20 protein-coding genes are annotated in these 18,910 nt (G+C 69.6%); all 20 read left to right on the plus strand.

What is annotated here, in order from left to right; translation table 11 throughout:
• Positions 1-4: 4 nt before the first annotated feature.
• Positions 5-4,624, plus strand: coding sequence for an FtsK/SpoIIIE domain-containing protein (locus MKD51_RS14445; RefSeq protein ID WP_240241186.1), 4,620 nt, complete (start codon positions 5-7; stop codon positions 4,622-4,624).
• Positions 4,625-4,728: 104 nt separating this feature from the next.
• Positions 4,729-5,016, plus strand: coding sequence for a WXG100 family type VII secretion target (locus MKD51_RS14450; protein ID WP_083587280.1), 288 nt, complete (start codon positions 4,729-4,731; stop codon positions 5,014-5,016).
• Between the two features lie 98 nt (positions 5,017-5,114).
• Positions 5,115-5,735 carry a hypothetical protein gene (locus tag MKD51_RS14455; protein WP_240241187.1) on the plus strand — a complete coding sequence of 207 codons (621 nt, stop codon included), beginning with the start codon at positions 5,115-5,117 and terminating at the stop codon, positions 5,733-5,735.
• Between the two features lie 115 nt (positions 5,736-5,850).
• Positions 5,851-6,144: a hypothetical protein gene (locus MKD51_RS14460; RefSeq protein ID WP_240241188.1), complete on the plus strand. Its 294-nt coding sequence runs from the start codon at positions 5,851-5,853 to the stop codon at positions 6,142-6,144.
• Positions 6,145-6,154: 10 nt separating this feature from the next.
• Complete coding sequence (locus MKD51_RS14465; RefSeq protein WP_240241189.1) at positions 6,155-7,390, plus strand: hypothetical protein; 1,236 nt, start codon at positions 6,155-6,157, stop codon at positions 7,388-7,390.
• Between the two features lie 34 nt (positions 7,391-7,424).
• The gene (locus tag MKD51_RS14470) at positions 7,425-8,057 is read left to right on the plus strand and encodes a hypothetical protein (protein ID WP_240241190.1); all 633 of its coding nucleotides are present in this window, start codon (positions 7,425-7,427) and stop codon (positions 8,055-8,057) included.
• Positions 8,054-8,857 (plus strand): hypothetical protein, encoded by an 804-nt coding sequence (locus tag MKD51_RS14475; protein ID WP_240241191.1) that lies wholly within the window; start codon positions 8,054-8,056, stop codon positions 8,855-8,857. The genes MKD51_RS14470 and MKD51_RS14475 overlap by 4 nt, the downstream gene beginning before the upstream one ends.
• Positions 8,858-8,994: 137 nt before the next feature.
• Positions 8,995-9,282 carry a WXG100 family type VII secretion target gene (locus tag MKD51_RS14480; RefSeq protein WP_083587280.1) on the plus strand — a complete coding sequence of 96 codons (288 nt, stop codon included), beginning with the start codon at positions 8,995-8,997 and terminating at the stop codon, positions 9,280-9,282.
• A gap of 122 nt (positions 9,283-9,404) precedes the next feature.
• The gene (locus MKD51_RS14485; protein ID WP_240241192.1) at positions 9,405-9,680 is read left to right on the plus strand and encodes a hypothetical protein; all 276 of its coding nucleotides are present in this window, start codon (positions 9,405-9,407) and stop codon (positions 9,678-9,680) included.
• The gene (locus tag MKD51_RS14490; RefSeq protein WP_240241193.1) at positions 9,677-11,359 is read left to right on the plus strand and encodes a hypothetical protein; all 1,683 of its coding nucleotides are present in this window, start codon (positions 9,677-9,679) and stop codon (positions 11,357-11,359) included. Before MKD51_RS14485 ends, MKD51_RS14490 begins: the two co-directional genes overlap by 4 nt.
• Position 11,360: 1 nt before the next feature.
• Positions 11,361-11,774: a hypothetical protein gene (locus MKD51_RS14495; RefSeq protein WP_240241194.1), complete on the plus strand. Its 414-nt coding sequence runs from the start codon at positions 11,361-11,363 to the stop codon at positions 11,772-11,774.
• Positions 11,771-12,448 carry a hypothetical protein gene (locus MKD51_RS14500; RefSeq protein WP_240241195.1) on the plus strand — a complete coding sequence of 226 codons (678 nt, stop codon included), beginning with the start codon at positions 11,771-11,773 and terminating at the stop codon, positions 12,446-12,448. The genes MKD51_RS14495 and MKD51_RS14500 overlap by 4 nt, the downstream gene beginning before the upstream one ends.
• Positions 12,449-12,682: 234 nt before the next feature.
• Positions 12,683-13,057, plus strand: coding sequence for a 30S ribosomal protein S12 (gene rpsL / locus MKD51_RS14505; RefSeq protein WP_047561483.1), 375 nt, complete (start codon positions 12,683-12,685; stop codon positions 13,055-13,057).
• Complete coding sequence (rpsG, locus tag MKD51_RS14510; RefSeq protein ID WP_240241196.1) at positions 13,057-13,527, plus strand: 30S ribosomal protein S7; 471 nt, start codon at positions 13,057-13,059, stop codon at positions 13,525-13,527. The genes rpsL and rpsG overlap by 1 nt, the downstream gene beginning before the upstream one ends.
• Positions 13,528-13,615: 88 nt before the next feature.
• Positions 13,616-15,730 (plus strand): elongation factor G, encoded by a 2,115-nt coding sequence (gene fusA, locus MKD51_RS14515; RefSeq protein WP_240241197.1) that lies wholly within the window; start codon positions 13,616-13,618, stop codon positions 15,728-15,730.
• 154 nt (positions 15,731-15,884) lie between these two features.
• Positions 15,885-17,078 carry an elongation factor Tu gene (gene tuf, locus MKD51_RS14520; RefSeq protein WP_240241198.1) on the plus strand — a complete coding sequence of 398 codons (1,194 nt, stop codon included), beginning with the start codon at positions 15,885-15,887 and terminating at the stop codon, positions 17,076-17,078.
• 111 nt (positions 17,079-17,189) lie between these two features.
• The gene (locus MKD51_RS14525; RefSeq protein ID WP_240241199.1) at positions 17,190-17,606 is read left to right on the plus strand and encodes a DUF1801 domain-containing protein; all 417 of its coding nucleotides are present in this window, start codon (positions 17,190-17,192) and stop codon (positions 17,604-17,606) included.
• A gap of 23 nt (positions 17,607-17,629) precedes the next feature.
• The gene (gene rfbC / locus MKD51_RS14530) at positions 17,630-18,199 is read left to right on the plus strand and encodes a dTDP-4-dehydrorhamnose 3,5-epimerase (protein ID WP_240241200.1); all 570 of its coding nucleotides are present in this window, start codon (positions 17,630-17,632) and stop codon (positions 18,197-18,199) included.
• Complete coding sequence (locus tag MKD51_RS14535) at positions 18,192-18,416, plus strand: hypothetical protein (protein ID WP_240241201.1); 225 nt, start codon at positions 18,192-18,194, stop codon at positions 18,414-18,416. Before rfbC ends, MKD51_RS14535 begins: the two co-directional genes overlap by 8 nt.
• Before the next feature lie 97 nt (positions 18,417-18,513).
• The gene (locus MKD51_RS14540) at positions 18,514-18,852 is read left to right on the plus strand and encodes a hypothetical protein (protein ID WP_240241202.1); all 339 of its coding nucleotides are present in this window, start codon (positions 18,514-18,516) and stop codon (positions 18,850-18,852) included.
• Positions 18,853-18,910 lie beyond the last annotated feature (58 nt).

The following is an 18,910-nucleotide window of genomic DNA, read 5'->3' on the forward strand; positions in this document are numbered from 1 at the left end:
CCAGATGAAGGTCAAGCTCACGCTCCACCGGCCGACGGCCGAGGCGACGGATGTCGTCATCACCGCCGACTCCACCGCGACCGTCGACGACGTCGCGCGCCAGATCGCGCTCGCAGATCCCGATCGGTCGATCCCGTTCGTCGAGGGCGACACGCTCTCGCTCGCGGTCGCGCCACCCACCGAGCAGCAGCTGGTCGAGCTGCAGCCGGATGCGCTCATCACCGAGGCGCCGATCGGCTCGGGCTTCCACGCTCGGGTCGTGAACCTCGGGGCGGCCGGCGCCCGCAAGGGCGGGCCTGCCGGCTCTGCGGTCGAGGCCGTCGCCGTGCTGCGCGCGATCGGTGGCCCGCTCGCCGGGCAGGAGTTCCAGCTCGGCCGCGGCCATGCCTCGATCGGCCGCGACGCCGGCAACGACATCGTGCTGGCCGACCAGCTGGTCTCGAAGCGTCACGCGCGCATCGAGGTCGGCACGCACATCGAGGTCGTCGACCTCAACTCTGCGAACGGGGTGCTCGTCGACGGCGGACTCGTGTCGCGCCTGCGCGTCGTGCCCGGCACGGTCTTCACGATCGGTGACACCGAGCTGTCGGTCTCGTTCGCGGGCGCCTTCGACGCATCCGGACCCGACCCTGTGCTCGAGCGCGGCGGGGCGCTCATGTTCAATCGCTCGCCGCGCGTGGAGGCCCGCTACCCGGGCACCGACTTCGACGGGCCGCGCATCCCGAAGGAGATGATCGACCGGCTCTTCCCCTGGACGATGCTGATCGCGCCGATCATCCTCGCCGGCGCGATGTTCGCCATGACCGGTCGCGCGCGCTCCTTGCTGATCGCCTTCATGACGCCGCTCATGCTGATGGGCAACTTCATCAACCAGAAGACCCAGAACGGCCAGAAGCGCAAGTTCGAGGTGCAGCTGTTCGAGAAGAAGTACGAGGAGCTCGAGGAGAAGCTCTACCGCGAGAAGCCCGACGAGGAGCGCATCCGCAACCTCGAGGTGCCGCCGGTCGCCGAGGTCTTCGAGCATGCCATGCGGCTCGGGCCGCTGCTCTGGACCCGCAGGCCGGAGCACTGGAACTTCCTGTCGATACGACTGGGCACCTGCCGTGCCGAGTCGCGCAACACCATCAAGGAGGAGGAGGGCCAGGAGGGCCTGCCCGAGTACCTCGAACGGGTCGACCGGCTGCGCGAGCGCTACAAGCACGTCGACGACGTGCCGATCGTCGAGTCGTTCTCCTCGGTCGGCTCGATCGGCATCGCAGGCCCGAAGTCGCTGACGGCGGATGCCCTGCGCGGCCTGGCCGTGCAGCTCTACGGCCTGCACGCGCCCAATGAGGTCGTGACGGTCGCGATCTGCGACGGCGAGTGGACCGACGAGCTCGAGTGGATGAAGTGGCTGCCCCACACCACGAGCGAGACGAGCCCCTTCAAGGAGATGCCGCTGGCCGACTCGGCGACCGCTGGCACCGTGCTGCTGAACGCGCTCGAGGAGCTCGTGCTGGGCCGCTCGAAGGCGACGGCACCGGAGCGCAAGACGCCCTTCGACGACGACTGGACGCCGATGCACTACGGCTCCGACGTCGAGCGCGCGGCGAAGGACACGGTGCAGTCGATCCAGACCTCCGTCGTGCTGATCGTCACCAACGACGCGCCCGTCGACCGCCCGCGCCTCACGCAGATCCTGGAGCGGGGCGCGGCCGTGGGTGTCTACGGCGTCTTCGTCGCGCCGACGGTCGAGTCGCTGCCGGCCGTGTGCCGCAGCTTCGTCGACGTGACGACGGGCCTCGAGCACGCGCGCGTCGGCACGGTGCGCTCCGGCGACGACTACGAGGACGTGCGCGTCGAGGGCGTCTCGAACGAGTACATGCAGATGTTCGCGAAGCGGCTCGCGCCCGTCGTCGACGCGAGCATCGTCATCAACGACTCCTCCGACATCCCCGACAGCGTCATGTTCCTCTCGCTCGTCGGCTCGGAGATCGCCGATGAGCCCAACGCGGTCATCGACCGCTGGCGGCAGAACAACACGATCCTCGACCGCTCCGGCGGTGAGAAGCCGCGGCTGAAGAAGTCTGGCAACCTGCGCGCCATCATGGGCCAGGGCGCCACCGACGCCATGACGCTCGACCTGCGCACGCAGGGCCCGCACGCGCTCGTCGGCGGCACCACCGGCGCCGGCAAGTCGGAGTTCCTGCAGGCCTGGGTGCTCGGCATGGCGACGGCGCACAGCCCCGATCGCGTGACGTTCCTGTTCGTCGACTACAAGGGCGGCTCCGCCTTCGCCGACTGCGTCGAGCTGCCGCACTGCGTCGGGCTCGTGACCGACCTGAGCCCGCACCTCGTGCGCCGCGCGCTGACGAGCCTGCGAGCAGAGCTGCACCACCGGGAGCACCTCTTCAACCGCAAGAAGGCGAAGGACCTGCTCGAGCTCGAGAAGCGTCAGGATCCCGAGACGCCGCCCGCGCTCGTGCTCGTGATCGACGAGTTCGCGGCGCTCGCGGGCGAGGTGCCCGAGTTCGTCGACGGCGTCGTCGACATCGCCCAGCGCGGTCGCTCGCTCGGCATCCACCTGATCATGGCGACGCAGCGCCCCGCGGGCGTCATCAAGGACAACCTGCGTGCCAACACCAACCTGCGCGTCGCGCTGCGCATGGCCGACGAGTCGGACTCGAAGGACGTCGTCGACGATCCCATCGCCGGCTCGTTCCCGCCATCGATCCCGGGGCGCGGCATCGCCAAGACCGGCCCCGGTCGACTTGTCCCGTTCCAGTCGGCCTACGCGGGCGGCTGGACGACCGACGAGGTGAAGGTCGCCGACGTCAAGGTGGCGGAGCTGCGCTTCGGCTCGGTGCAGCGATGGGAGCCGGAGGCGGCACCGGAGTCCGACTCGCACGACGAGGATCTGGGCCCCAACGACCAGAAGCGCATCGTCAAGACGCTCATCGACGCCACGAAGCGCGCAGACATCCCCGCACCGCGCCGGCCGTGGCTCGACGACCTGGAGACGACCGTCGACCTGCGCGACCTGCCGCTCGACGGCGACGGCAAGATCGTGCTCGGCAAGGCCGACGTGCCGGAGCGGCAGCGGCAGGACGCGCTGTACTTCCACCCGGATCGCGACGGCTCGATGCTCGTCTACGGCACCTCCGGCTCCGGCAAGTCGACGCTGCTGAAGACCATCGGCACGGCGGCGGGCATGCGCCCGGAGCTCAGCAGGGCAGAGGTCTACGGCCTCGACTTCGCCTCCGGTGCGCTCAAGTCGCTCGAGGTGCTGCCGCACGTCGGCTCGATCATCTCCGGCGACGACGCGGAGCGCGTCCAGCGGCTGCTGCGCTCGCTCGGCAGAGAGCTCGACCGACGTGGCAAGGCCTTCTCCGAGGCGAACGCGGCGAACCTCACGGAGTACCGCGAGCTCGTCGAGCCGAACGCGACGCGCATCTTCCTGCTGCTCGACAACTTCCCGCAGTTCAAGGCCGACTGGGAGGTGACGAGCGCCCGCTCGCCCTTCTACCAGGTGTTCATGCGCATCCTCGGCGAGGGCCGCCCGCTGGGCATCCACGCGATCGCGACGGCCGACCGCTCCGGCGCCGTGCCGACCGCCGTCTCGTCGAACATCTCGCGCCGCGTCGTGCTGCGCCTCTCTGACGAGTCGGGCTACATGCTCGTGGGCGCACCGAAGGACGTGCTGAACGACCAGTCCGCGCCCGGGCGCGCGGTGGTCGACGGCCTCGAGATGCAGGTGGCGGTGCTCGGTGGCACGCCGAACGTCGCGCAGCAGTCGAAGCTCATGGGGCAGCTCGCCGACTCGCTGCGCGAGCAGGGCGCGCGCGACGTCGAGGAGATCGGGGCGCTGCCGACCGGCCTCACGCTCGAGCAGCTGCCGGATCGCGTCGACGACTTCCCCGTGCTCGGTGTCGCCGAGGACACCCTCGCCGCACGCGACTTCGACCCGATCGGCACGTTCATCGTCGCCGGCCCGCCGGGAGCAGGCAAGACGAACGTGCTGAAGGCGCTCGTCATCGCGATGGAGCGCTTCGACCCGGAGGTCAAGCTCTTCCACTTCGCTGGCCGCCGCTCCGTGCTGCACGACTTCCGCCCGTGGGTGCGCAGCGTCACGAAGCCGGATGCCGCGAAGGAGCTGGCGACCGAGCTCACCGAGATCGTGGCCGACGAGACGATCCCCGGTCGCATCATGATCGTGATCGAGAACGTGCCGCAGTTCGCCGACTCCGACGCCGAGCGCGCGCTCAAGGCCCTCTTCCAGGCGATCAACCGCAGCGACCATCTGCTGGTCGGCGACGCCGACGTCACGCAGGTCACCGGCGGCTACGGCTTCATCGGCGACTTCAAGGCGGGCCGCAAGGGCATCATCCTCAAGCCCGACGCCTACGACGGCGACTCGGTCTTCAAGGTGCCCTTCCCCAAGGTCAAGCGCGCCGACTTCCCCGTCGGCCGCGGCATCTTCGTGCAGAACGGCCGTGCCGTCACGGTGCAGCTGCCGATCGTGCCCGAGAGCGCCGCCCGCCCGCCCGCACCCGTGCCGGAGCCGCAGCCGCAGGCATCCGACCCCGGCGAGCACGCGGCGGATGTGTCGACACAGGAGACCGCGTCGGCCCCGGCGCTAGAGTGAGCGGCATGGGCACCTCTCCCCATCGCGTGTTCACCTGAGCGCCCGTACCTTGGTTCCCAGGTGGTCCGGTCGGGCCGCAGAACTCGATTCGAGGAGGAGACGCGATGAGCGACTTCGGAGCTTCTTATTCTGAGATGGAGTCCGTGGCGGGCAAGCTCGACACGGGCAAGGAGGACATCTCGGGTGTGCTCAAGGACCTGAAGAGCCAGGTCGACACGCTGCTGGGTGAGGACTTCAAGACGCAGCACGCGTCTGGCAAGTTCGGTGAGGGCTATGAGGAGCTCACGACTGGTCTTGACCAGGCGATCGAGGGCATCTCTGACATGGGTGAGGCGCTGCGCGGCATGATGCAGGCCATCCAGTCGCTCGACGAGCAGCTCGCCGGCAGCTGATACCGACAGCACTGCAACAGGGGCTCGACCATGACGGTCGGGCCCCTGTTCGTGTGCCGAGAGGCTCGGCATTCAGACGGCGCGGCTAGGGTCGTCGCGTGACTGACGCGAACCCTCCTGCTTCCCTGCGCGAAGAGCTCGGCGCGCCCGCCGATCCCGAGTTCGAGCTCGAGCTCCCGGAGGGCTGGGCGCGGCACGACGTCGCTGCCGAGACCGAGCAGCGCATGCTGCAGGCCGCGAAGCGGCGGCTGATGGAGGCGCACCGGCCCGACCTGTACGCCCAGCTCAAGGCGCAGCTCGAGGAATCGTTCGCAGCGATGCGCAAGCTGGAGGCCGTCGCGCACTTCGGCCCGGAGCCGGGTGCGCCCGACTGGGCCTTCCTGCCGGCGTCGCTCATCGCGACGATCCGCACGCCGCAGCCCGACGTGTCGCTGCAGCAGGAGATGGCGCAGCGCATCCGCGAGGGCGCGACCGCCCTCCACGACGACAAGCGCTTCATCCGCTACGAGCGCGAGACCGATCGCATGATCGGCACCGACGCCGCCAAGCAGCGCACCGTCGTCTACCTCACGCCCATCCCCGGCTCCAAGCAGGCCAGGGCGCTGCAGCTGACGCTCGTGATCACCAGGGGAGCGGAGTTCCCCGCCGACGATCCGGCGCTCGTCACCATGCTCCGCCTCTTCGACGCCTGCGTCGCCACGCTGCGCTGGGCGCGCTGAGGCAGCCGACCCGGCCGACCCGAGGGCATGGGCACTCCTCCCCATCGTGCGACGCGCATCCGTTCCCTAGGTTGGGGTCAAGGCCCCGGCACCGACGGCACGACGAGGAGACACGATGGATGTCCTGATCAAGTTCGAGGATCTCGGCACGCTGAACGACTACCTGAAGTCGATCGTGACGGAGTTCGACAACGCCGAGGACCGTGCCGACGTGCTCGAGGGCGCCATCGGCGACCCCTACGGCCGCAACGACCTGCGCGAGGCCGTCGAGGACTTCGAGGACCGCTGGGACGACAAGCGCGACGAGCTGCGCGATGGCATCAAGAAGGTGCAGGAGCACGTGCAGGGCGTGCTGGACGGGTTCACCGACTGGGACGTCGAGACCACGGCCAGCATGACGGAAGGCTGAGGAGCAGACGATGACGTGGATGAACCCTTCGCCCAAGGGGCGCACGATCGCGACCGTCGTCGGCGACCCTGATGCCATCAAGGCTCGCGGCACCGAGATCGAGAACCTCGGCACGATGATGACCGACAGCGCCACGATCCTCAAGGGGCTGGCGGACGGCACCGACGGCCTCGAGGGCAAGGCGGCCGACAAGCTGCGCGAGGGCGTCGGCGACGTGCACGGCACGCTCAAGGAGGCCGGCCAGCTCTACACACCCACCGGTCCCGTCGTGTACGCCTACGGCGTCGCGCTCGCCGTCGACCAGCCGGCGATCGACGGGCATGTCACGAACTGCCAGACCCTCTGGGAGACCCTGCAGGCACTGCCGGGATCCGTCGAGCCGCGCGACACGGGCGGCTGGGGTGAGCCCGATGCCGGCAGCCCGGAAGCCGAGGAGCAGGCCGCCCAGGACCAGGCTGCGCGCGAGGCCTACGAGGCCTGGGAGGCCGAGGCGCGGGCCTTCGACGTCGACTACGACTCGTGGGAGGCCGCGTTCGACACGGCGGCGAGCGACGTCGGCGACGCGCTGGCCGGCAAGATCAAGGACTCCTTCTGGGACGACCTCGACGGCTTCGTCGCCGGTGCCCTCAAGGTGCTCGCGGTCGTCGGCCTCGTGCTGGCGGTCGTCGGCCTCATCATCGGCGGGCCGATCATCGCTGCGCTCGCCGCGATCGTGGCCGTCGCGACGCTCGCGCTGACGATCTACCAGTACGCCAGAGGCGACGCCTCGAAGCTCGACCTCGCGCTGGCGATCGTGGGCGTCATCCCCTTCGGCTCGCTCGGCAAGCTCGCGCAGGGCAAGTCGGGCGCGATCAGCTTCCTGGGCGACATCGCCGGCGGCGCGTTCAAGCCCTCGACGTACTCGGCCGCGATGAGCCAGATGCGCACGCTCTCGATGGCGTCGCGCTTCGCGGGCGGCGGCTTCCAGGGCTTCCGCGCGAGCGCCAGCACGTTCTGGCAGCTCAACAACAACGGCCTCGGCGGCTTCATGACGAAGCTGATGACGGGCAAGAGCCTCGACGACTTCGCCACCCTCGGCAACGTGATGGAGGAGGGCATCGACTGGACGTCGAGGCTCGCGGTGGGCTTCGACTTCGGCCATTCCTACATTGGCAACGCGATCAAGCTGACGACCTACGGCACGCAGGTCGCGGGCACCGAGGGGCTGACCGACAGGTTCCCGCCCCTCAAGTGGATGGGCTTCTAAGGCTGCAGGCCGCCGTCGGCGATAGGTTCGAGGCATGCAGGAGACGATCGGCTGGAGCGTGACCGCGAAGACCGAGGAGCCCGGCTGGCTCGAGATCCCGGTGCGCGAGGAGATCGACGCGGATGCGTGGGTCGCCGCACGCGCCGAGGAGCTGCGGCAGGACTGGGGCGAGCGCTGGCACCCAGAGCACGAGGTGCTCGTGCCGGCGGCGCTCGAGCACGGGCTCGCACGGCGGCGGCTCGACGATGCGCTCTGCTTCCAGTACTGGCCGGTGCGGGAGCTGCGGGTGGCGATCGTGCACGTCGCCTTCGGCGCCATCGATGAGCCCATCGACTGGTCCACGGTCGACGGCGCACTCTCGCCGATCGAGCTGCCAGAGATCGGGCCCGGTGTGCAGCGCGTCTTCCGCGAGCAGCAGCTGGAGGAGCAGTCGGGCACGCCGGTCGAGCTCGTCGGCGTCGACATCATCTGCAGCGACGAGCTCGCCGTCGCGCACCTGCGGCTCGAGCCGACGCTGCCCGGATTCGTGGCCGACGTGGTCTCCAGCTTCCATGCGTTCGCAGGCTCCGTCTCGATCGAGGGACCGGCTGGGCCGTTCCGATCGAGCGAGCCGCCGGCGGAGGCGCTCGGCACGGACGCCGTCTGGCGCGAGGGCACCGGCGCATGAGCCTCAGCCACGACAGCGCGCTGGCCTGGGCCGAGCACCAGTCAGCGAGCGCCTCCCCGCGTCTCGGCATGCTCGAGGCCTACGCGCTGCAGCGGCATCCGGATGCGCTCGCGCTCGCCGGCCGGGACGGCGCGTCGCTGGCCGCACTCGTCGCGCCGCGCACGCCCGGCGCTGCGGCCCGCGACGTCGGCGGCTGGGCCGTCGGCCTCGCACTGGTCGCCGTGGTGCTGGCGCCCCTCATCGGCATGGCATCGCTGCTGGGCGACCCCGTCGGCATCTGGCGGATGCCGATCGCAGAGTCGGCGCCGATCGCGGGCGTCTGCTTCGCCATCGGCGCGCTCGTGCAGCTGGCGATCCTCGGCTTCTGGATCGCCCGCGGCCGCAGGCGCTCGCCGCTGTGGAGCTGGGTCTCGATCGCGACAGCGGTGCTCGGCGCCATCGCGCTGTGGTTCGGCGGTGGGCTCGCCCAGACCGCCGGCTACGCGCCCTGGTCGGGCTGGTCGGTGCCGATCATCGCCGCGATCATCATCGCCGTGCTCGCTGCCGCGCTGCAGCTGCTCCTCTCGCGCCCCGCATCGCCGGCGCCCGTCGTCGACGAGTCTGCCGCGCATCCGCCCGAGGACGCGGGGGCGCTGCGCGCCGCGATCGATGCGATCGCGCCTGCCGAGCGGCAGGCCGTGCTCGCCGACCGCGACGCGGCGCTCGCCGCGCTCGAGCAGCGAGGGCTGCTCGCGGCGGACGCTGCCGAGCGGGCGCGCGCGGCGCAGCTCGGCACGCTGCACGAGCTCGACCTGCGCTGACGCCGACGGCGCCGGCCGGCTCGACGGTCGGCTCGATGGGGAGTCCTCCCCATTGAGCCGGACCCGGTCGCTTCGTACGGTGGTGGTCGGATGGTCCGGCTGGGCCATGCATCGGCAACGATGAAGGGATCGGACCAATGAGCGACTTCGGAGCTTCTTATTCTGAGATGGAGTCTGTGGCGGGCAAGCTCGACACGGGCAAGGAGGACATCTCGGGTGTGCTCAAGGACCTGAAGAGCCAGGTCGACACGCTGCTGGGTGAGGACTTCAAGACGCAGCACGCGTCTGGCAAGTTCGGTGAGGGCTATGAGGAGCTCACGACTGGTCTTGACCAGGCGATCGAGGGCATCTCTGACATGGGTGAGGCGCTGCGCGGCATGATGCAGGCCATCCAGTCGCTCGACGAGCAGCTCGCCGGCAGCTGATACCGACAGCACTGCAGCAGGGGCTCGACCATGACGGTCGGGCCCCTGTTCGCATATGGGCAGACCTGCCCATTCTGCGGCGGCGCGGTCGGTCATAGCGTCGCAGCAGGCAGGGAGGCACGATGTCCGACATCCGCATCACCTACGAGACGCTCGACGGAGCGGTCACGAACCTCGGCTTCGTCGCGACGCAGCTCTCCGCCTCCGACGACACGAGCGAGGCCGCTGCCGGAGCGGTCGGTCACGACGGCCTCGCCGGCCGCGTGCGCGAGTTCGCCGACAGCTGGGACGACAACCGGGAGCGGTTCCAGGAGGCCGCAGAGGATCTGGCTGACGCGGTCGCGGGCATCACGATGGCATTCCGTGAGCTCGACGTGCGGCTGGCGGCAGATCGGTGAGCCTCCCGCAGCTCTCTGGCGAGTGGCCCGTCGTCGAGGGCCACGGCGAGACGTATCGCCGCACGGCCGCGGCGATCGAGCAGGCGATCGTGCACCTGCAGCAGATCCGCGACGAGGACTCCACGGTCGCGCGTGCGTTCGACCGAGTGCGCGATGCGGCGGGGGAGGTGTCGACGCAGCTCGACCGCGCGACCTCGCGCTACGAGGTCACCGGCACGGCGCTCGTCGACTACGCCGAGCAGCTGCGCATCGCGCAGGCGAGCGCAGACGAGGCGATCGAGCAGTGGGACGCCGCCGATGCACGGCTGCAGGAGGCCGTGACCGAGCGCGACCGCCTCGATGCCGCGGACGACGCATCCGCCACCTCGCACGAGCTGCTGGTCGCCGAGCAGCAGGCCGTCGTCGACACGCAGGCCAGCGTCCGTGCCGAGGCGGAGGCCGCCTGGCGCGCCGCTGGCGAGCACAAGGAGCAGGCCGCGGCGTTCGCCGAGGCCCGCATTCGCGACGAGATCGACGACGCCGCGATCAACGACTCCTTCTGGGACGACGTCTGGGGCGCCGTCGGCGACTTCTTCGAAGCGATCGCCGATGCGCTCGTCGAGGTGCTCGCATGGCTCGCTGCCATCGTCGTCACTGCGATCGCGGTCGTCGTGATCGCCGCGCTCGCCCTCGCGCTGCTGGCGACCGGCCTCGTGGGGCTCATCATCGGCGGCCTCATGCTGCTCATGCTCGCCACCTGGGTGCTCACAGGTGGTGGCGAGGCGTTCATCGGCACGCTGGTCGAGACCGGCTCGCTCGAGGCGGCGCTGCTCGCGGGCACGATCGCCTGGCTGCGCGGCACGCTGCCGTGGCTCGCCGATTGGCTGATCGCCGGCGACGACGGCTCGCCCGTGCTGCTGTGGGATGCGGCGCTCACGCCCAAGCACGGCCAGGCCGGCACCTGGGGCGACTACCTCGCGCGGCTGCAGGCCGACAACCGCGCGGTCGACGCCCACACCGGCAGTCCCGACTCCGATCCCAAGCACTCGAGCATGATCGCCGTGACGGCAGTCACCGGTCCCGACGGTCAGACGGTCTACCGCATCAACGTGCCGAGCACCCAGCAATGGCTGCCGGGCACCGCATCGATCAACGACCTCCACTCCGACCTCGCGGCCAAGCTCGGCGACGGCCCGACGCAGCTCGAGCAGGCCGTGCGGCAGGCGTGCGTCGAGGCCGGGGTTCCGGATGGCGCGAGCGTGGTGCTCACGGGGTGGAGCCTCGGCGGCATCACCGCCGCCAACCTCGCAGCCGACCCCGACTTCGCCGCCACCTACGCCATCGACGCGGTCATCGTCGCGGGCGCGAGCATCGACGACGCCGCGATCCCGACACACATCCCCGTCCTGTCGTTCGAGCACAGCGGAGGCACCGGTGCCGTGTTCGACCCCGTGCCGCACACCGAGGATCCGTCGAAGCCCTGTCACGCCGACGACCCCAACCGCACGACCGTGCGCGTCGAGCCGCCTGCGATCGCAGGCCCCGTGCCCCACCACGGCCTCGGCTACCAGCAGACGATGCAGGAGCAGGGCGACAAGACCGGCTCGCTCGCTGGCACCTGGATGGCGTTGCACGACCTCGACCGCTACTTCGTCGGCGTCGAGCAGCAGCACGTCGCCGTCTTCGAGCGAGGCGACTGACATGGCGGCGATCGGCAGGGATGCGGCGGTCGAGGCGGCCATCGCGGCGGTGGAGGGCGTCGTGCAGGTCGAGGCGGCGATCGCCGTCGCCGGTCTGCCTGGCGTGCGGGCTGCGCGCGTCCGGGTGCTGCTGGAGGACGACGGGTCGGGGCTCCGTGCAGCGGATGCGTCCGGCCCGGACAGGGCGGCGCGTGCGGATCCGTCCGGCGCGGTCGCGCTCGCGGTGCTCGCGGCGCTCCGGGCCGCGCACGGCGCAGCGATCACCGGCAGCATCGCGATCGAGCGGCTCGTCGACGGCGTGCGGGCGACCGTGCCGCCGCGCGAGCCGATCGCGGCTGCAGGGCTGACGGGCGCGGTCGCGGCGGGCGGCGAGCTGCTCTTCAGCATGCGCACGCGCGTGGAGGCCGGGGCATGAGGCTCGCGCTGGCGCTGCCGGGGCGCTGGTTCACCGTACCGATCGGCTCGCCCGATGCCAGGCAGCGCATCCGCGAGCTGGCGCAGGAGCTGCACGGCGGCGCCGACGACCGTGCCGGGATCCGCATCGCGCTGCGACGCCGCATCGAGGCTGCACTCGAGCGCGCCGAAGCGGGTCGGGCCGAGCAGCTGCACCTCGGCATCTCGCTCGAGGGCATCCCGACGGATGGGGTCGGGCACGGTGCCGACGTGCCCATGCCCGCCGTCGCATCCGTGTACCAGGGCGTGCCCGTCTCGACTGCGGAGAGCACGGCGCCGGATGCGGTGATGGCCGCGCTCGTGCCGCTCGTGCTGCGGGCGGCGCACGAGCCCTTCGGCGGCAGTGCGATCCCGGGCGATGACGACCGCGTCTTCCGGGCAGGGGCCTCGCGCATCCTGCGTCGCCCGAGCATCCGCGACCCGGGCGAGGAGGGCACGCTGCCCTCCCTCGCAGCGGACTACTGGCTGACGGTGCCGGGGGAGCGGCGCGCGGTGCTGCTGCACCTCGACGTGCCGCTGCTGGCGCCGACGGAGCTGCTGCTGGCGCTCTGCGACGGGATCGCGCTGGCGGCGCGCTTCGAGCCGACGGGCTCGCTCTCGGACGAGCTGCGGAACCACGTGCGGGCTCGCGCTTGACCGTCTTTCTCCACCCGAGTAACATTGAGCGGGTGTGCGCATTCGCGTGCCCTGCGTCATGCGTGGGGATCGCGAGAGTGCACTCGGGATCCGGGCCCAAGCCTGGGGCCCCCACGGCATACCCACCACTCCCGAAAGAGGCACGCGCGAGCGTGCGCGGTGGGTTCCCGATGGAGCCGGCATCGCCGGCACACCACATCGAAGAGCTGTCACCGTGCAGCAGGAAGAAGCAACGTGCCCACAATCCAGCAGCTGGTCCGCAAGGGCCGGACGCCGAAGGTCTCCAAGACCAAGGCGCCCGCCCTGAAGGCGAACCCCCAGCAGCGCGGCGTCTGCACCCGCGTCTACACCACCACGCCCAAGAAGCCGAACTCCGCGCTCCGCAAGGTCGCACGCGTCAAGCTCTCGAACGGCACCGAGGTCACGGCCTACATCCCCGGTGAGGGCCACAACCTCCAGGAGCACTCGATGGTGCTCGTCCGCGGCGGTCGTGTGAAGGACCTCCCCGGTGTGCGCTACAAGATCGTGCGTGGCGCGCTCGACACCCAGGCCGTGAAGAACCGCAAGCAGGCTCGCAGCCGCTACGGCGCGAAGATGGAGAAGAAGTAATGCCTCGCAAGGGACCCGCACCCAAGCGCCCGGTGGTTGCTGACCCCGTCTACGGCGCACCGATCGTCTCGCAGCTCGTCAACAAGATCCTCCTTGACGGCAAGAAGGGCCTCGCTGAGCGCATCGTCTACGGCGCGCTCGCCGGCGTCGGCACCAAGTCCGACCAGGACGCTGTTGCCGTGCTCAAGAAGGGCCTCGACAACATCCGCCCGACCCTCGAGGTCAAGTCGCGCCGCGTCGGTGGCTCGACCTACCAGGTGCCCGTCGAGGTCAAGCCGCACCGCGCGAACACGCTCGCGCTGCGCTGGCTCGTCTCCTACGCCAAGGCGCGTCGCGAGAAGACCATGACCGAGCGCCTCATGAACGAGATCCTCGACGCCTCCAACGGCCTCGGCGCCGCTGTGAAGCGCCGTGAGGACACGCACAAGATGGCCGAGTCGAACAAGGCCTTCGCGCACTACCGCTGGTGATCGGCAGGCGGGGGTCTCGGCCGACGCGTCGTGACCCCCGCCCCCACCATCCTCAACTTTCAGCCCCATCCCCTATCGGAGGAACCCTGTGGCACAGGACGCACTCACCGACCTGAACAAGGTCCGCAACATCGGCATCATGGCGCACATCGATGCTGGCAAGACCACCACGACCGAGCGCATCCTGTTCTACACGGGCGTCAACCACAAGATCGGCGAGACCCACGACGGCGCCTCGACGACGGACTGGATGGAGCAGGAGCAGGAGCGTGGCATCACGATCACGTCTGCTGCCGTGACCTGCTTCTGGGACAACAACCAGATCAACATCATCGACACCCCCGGCCACGTCGACTTCACGGTCGAGGTCGAGCGCTCGCTGCGCGTGCTCGATGGCGCGGTCGCCGTCTTCGACGGCAAGGAGGGCGTCGAGCCCCAGTCCGAGACCGTCTGGCGTCAGGCCGACAAGTACGACGTGCCCCGCATCTGCTTCGTCAACAAGATGGACAAGATGGGTGCCGACTTCTACTACACGGTCGACACGATCGTGAGCCGCCTCGGCGCTCGTCCGCTCGTCATCCAGCTGCCCATCGGCTTCGAGTCGGGCTTCGAGGGCATCGTCGACCTGGTCGAGATGAACGCGAAGACCTGGCGTGGAGACTCCAAGGGTGACGTCAAGATGGGCGCTGAGTACGCCATCGAGGAGATCCCCGAGGACCTCAAGGAGAAGGCTGCCGAGTACCGCGCAGCATTGCTCGAGACGGTCGCCGAGACCGACGACGCGCTGATGGAGAAGTACTTCGAGGGCGCGGAGCTCACGGTCGCAGAGATCAAGGCCGCGATCCGCAAGCTCACCGTCGCCTCCGAGATCTACCCCGTGCTCTGCGGCTCCGCGTTCAAGAACCGCGGTGTGCAGCCGATGCTCGACGCGGTCGTGGACTACCTGCCGACGCCGCTCGACGTGCCCGCCATCCCCGGCCACGACGTGCGCGATGAAGAGAAGATCATCGAGCGCCACGCAGACCGCGACGAGCCGTTCGCGGCGCTCGCGTTCAAGGTTGCGGTGCACCCCTTCTTCGGCCGCCTCACCTACGTGCGCGTCTACTCGGGCCACGTCGACTCGGGTGCCGCGGTGGCGAACTCCACCAAGGGCAAGAAGGAGCGCATCGGGAAGATCTTCCAGATGCACGCCAACAAGGAGATCCCGGTCGACTCGATGTCGGCGGGCCACATCTACGCGGTGATCGGCCTCAAGGACACGACCACCGGCGACACGCTGAGCGACCCGGCCAACCAGGTCGTCCTCGAGTCGATGACGTTCCCGGAGCCGGTGATCGAGGTCGCCATCGAGCCCAAGACGAAGGCTGACCAGGAGAAGCTCGGCACGGCCATCCAGAAGCTGGCCGAGGAGGACCCGACCTTCCGCACCGAGAACAACCCCGAGACCGGTCAGACGGTCATCAAGGGCATGGGCGAGCTCCACCTCGACATCCTGGTCGACCGCATGAAGCGCGAGTTCCACGTCGAGGCGAACGTCGGCAAGCCCCAGGTCGCGTACCGCGAGACCATCAAGGGCACCATCGAGAAGTACGACTACACCCACAAGAAGCAGACCGGTGGCTCCGGTCAGTTCGCCAAGGTGCAGATCAAGCTCGAGCCGATGGAGGTCACGTCCGAGAGCACCTACGAGTTCGTGAACGCGACGAGCGGTGGCCGCGTGCCCCGCGAGTACATCCCCTCGGTCGATGCCGGCATGCAGGATGCGATGCAGGTCGGCGTGCTCGCCGGCTTCCCGACGGTCGGCGTCAAGGCGACGCTGCTCGACGGCGCTGCGCACGACGTCGACTCCTCGGAGATGGCGTTCAAGATCGCCGGCTCGATGGCCTACAAGGAGGCGGCCCGCAAGGCGCAGCCGATCCTGCTCGAGCCGCTCATGGCGGTCGAGGTGCGCACGCCCGAGGAGTACATGGGCGAGGTCATCGGCGATCTGAACTCGCGACGCGGGCAGATCCAGTCGATGGAGGACGCGCAGGGCGTGAAGGTCATCAAGGCCAACGTGCCGCTGTCGGAGATGTTCGGCTACGTCGGAGACCTGCGGTCGAAGACGTCCGGCCGTGCCGTCTACTCGATGGAGTTCTCGAGCTACGCCGAGGTGCCGAAGGCCGTCTCGGACGAGATCGTCCAGAAGAGCAAGGGCGAGTGACGCTGTCGGGGCGCCCGCGAGGGCGCCCCGACACCCACCGTCCACGGCTCGGTTTTTCTTGAATCCGTAGCCGAAGTACGATAGATCAACACCACCCCGAAGGACCGTCGCGGATGCGGCGGTGCACACATGAGAACAGTCCTAGGAGGACACAGTGGCTAAGGCCAAGTTCGAGCGGACCAAGCCGCACGTCAACATCGGAACGATCGGTCACGTCGACCACGGCAAGACGACGCTGTCGGCTGCGATCTCGAAGGTCCTTGCTGACAAGTACCCGTCGGCGACCAACGTGCAGCGCGACTTCGCGTCGATCGACTCCGCTCCCGAGGAGCGCCAGCGCGGCATCACGATCAACATCTCGCACATCGAGTACGAGACGCCGAAGCGCCACTACGCGCACGTCGACGCCCCGGGTCACGCTGACTACATCAAGAACATGATCACGGGTGCTGCCCAGATGGACGGCGCAATCCTCGTGGTCGCCGCCACGGACGGCCCGATGGCACAGACCCGTGAGCACGTGCTGCTCGCCAAGCAGGTCGGTGTCCCCTACCTGATGGTCGCGCTCAACAAGTCCGACATGGTCGACGACGAGGAGATCCTCGAGCTCGTCGAGCTGGAGGTCCGCGAGCTGCTCTCGAGCCAGGACTTCGACGGCGACAACGCCCCGGTCGTCCGTGTCTCGGCGCTCAAGGCGCTCGAGGGCGAAGAGAAGTGGGTCGACGCCGTCCTGGAGCTCATGCAGGCCGCTGACGACAACATCCCGGACCCGGTCCGCGACCGCGACAAGCCGTTCCTCATGCCGATCGAGGACGTCTTCACGATCACCGGCCGTGGCACGGTCGTGACGGGCCGCGCCGAGCGCGGCACGCTCGCGATCAACTCCGAGGTCGAGATCGTCGGCATCCGCGCGACGCAGAAGACCACGGTCACGGGCATCGAGATGTTCCACAAGCAGCTCGACGAGGCATGGGCCGGCGAGAACTGCGGTCTGCTCCTCCGCGGCACCAAGCGCGAGGACGTCGAGCGCGGCCAGGTCGTCGTGAAGCCGGGCTCGGTCACGCCGCACACGAACTTCGAGGGCACGGCGTACATCCTCGCCAAGGACGAGGGTGGCCGCCACAACCCGTTCTTCACGAACTACCGCCCGCAGTTCTACTTCCGCACCACCGACGTCACCGGCGTCATCTCGCTGCCCGAGGGCACCGAGATGGTCATGCCTGGCGACACCACCGACATGACGGTCGAGCTGATCCAGCCGATCGCCATGGAGGAGGGCCTCGGCTTCGCCATCCGCGAGGGTGGCCGCACCGTCGGCGCTGGCACGGTCACGAAGATCAACAAGTAGTCATCTGACTGCACACGAAGGGGGTCCGGCATCAGCCGGGCCCCCTTCGTCGTGCACGGCAGGAGCGGAACCGCGGTGCGGGGGCGGGGTGCGTCCAACTAGCCTGAGCGCATGGCAGAGCCGAAGACCAAGCCGACCGACGCATCCGTCGACGCCTTCCTCGATGCGGCGGTGCCCGCGCGCAGGGTGCAGGAAGGGCAGCGCCTCGTGCAGCTCATGCGTGAGGAGACCGGCGAGGAGCCGGTGATGTGGGGCCCGTCGATCGTGGGGTTCGGCAGCTATCACTACGTCTCGCCCTCGAAGACCTCGCGCACCGAGGGCGACTGGCCGAAGGTCGGTTTCTCGCCGCGCAAGGGCGCGCTCTCGCTCTACGGGCTCAAGGATCTGCCGGAGGGCGCCGCGCTGCTGCCCGACCTCGGCACCTACACCGAGGGCGCGGGATGCGTCTACGTGCAGCGGCTGGAGCAGGTCGACGAGGCCGTGCTGCGCCAGCTGGTGCGCATCGCCGCCGCGCGCGAGGACGACTGACGCCACTGCCGTAGCCTGGGGGCGTGGTGGAGATCATCGACTTCGAGACCCAGCCGACGACGATCGACGGCCTCACGCTCATCCGCATGAAGCAGGTGCGCGAAGATCGCGGCACGGTGCGCGAGTTCTTCCGTGCATCGGCGTTCGAGGCGGCCGGTCTGGCGATGCCCGCGTTCCCGCAGGTCAACGTCACCGAGACGCGGCCGGGCGCCCTCCGCGGCATGCACGGCGAGTCGATGACGAAGCTCATCGCGATCGCGCACGGCACCGCGTGGGGCGCGTGGGTGGATGCGCGGCCCGAGTCGCCGACGCGCGGCGCGGTCTTCCAGGCGGCGCTCGAGCCCGGCGTGCAGATCCTCGTGCCTGAGGGCGTCTGCAACGGCTTCCAGTCGACGGGCGACACCCCGACGCAGTACGTCTACTGCTTCACCCAGGAGTGGGCTCCCGGCATGACGGGCACCGCGATCACGCCGCTCGACCCTGCGCTCGGCATCGACTGGCCGCTGCCCGTCGACGAGGCAGATCGCAGCCGCATCAGCGAGAAGGATCTCGCCGCCCCGACGCTCGCCGAGGTGCTGGCAGCGCATGCCTGACGCCGCGCTCGTCGGTGCCGTCCTGCTGCTGGTCGGCGCGGCGTTCAGCCTGCTCGTCTGGCCGGCGTTCCTGCGACGGGTGGCGAACGACGAGCGCGCGAGGGATGCGCACGGCAAGCCGACGCGGTTCCTCACGGTGCACGTCACGCTCGTGGCGATCGCGATGGTGATCGCGGTCGCGCAGGCCGCGGCGGGCATCTGGCTGCTCGTCGCCTGACACTCGCTCCCGAAGGGGCCTGGCGCTCTCCCGCGCCATGGGCTTGGCTGGCAGGAGCGGATGGCGAGCGCCGTCCGCCGATGTGAGGAGGGGCGAGATGACTGGATCCGATGACATCGCCGACGCGGGCATGCAGGCATTCGACGATGACCACGAGCAGGTGCGTTCCCCGGGTGAGCGACCCGGGTCGCGCACGACCGAGGAAGCCGCGGCCGATGCTGCCTTCGCTGACGACAGCGTCGCGCCCGGGACGCAGTCGCCGACGAACGAGCCGATCGGGTCCGACATCGGCGGGCCGGACGCGTTCGGTGCCGGGCCCTCCGACACCGACCTCGACGGCGGCAACTGGGCCGACGCGGACGACGCCGGCGCGAGCGACACCGGCATCGAGCCGGCTCCCGGCCGCGACGGTCCGCTCGACGGCGACGACGACTGACGGGCGCATGCGCGGTGAGCCGCGGCACCATTCGCTGGGCTGAGCGGCGCACCCGACC

It is taken from the genome of Agrococcus sp. ARC_14, assembly GCF_022436485.1.
Taxonomy (GTDB): Bacteria; Actinomycetota; Actinomycetes; order Actinomycetales; family Microbacteriaceae; genus Agrococcus.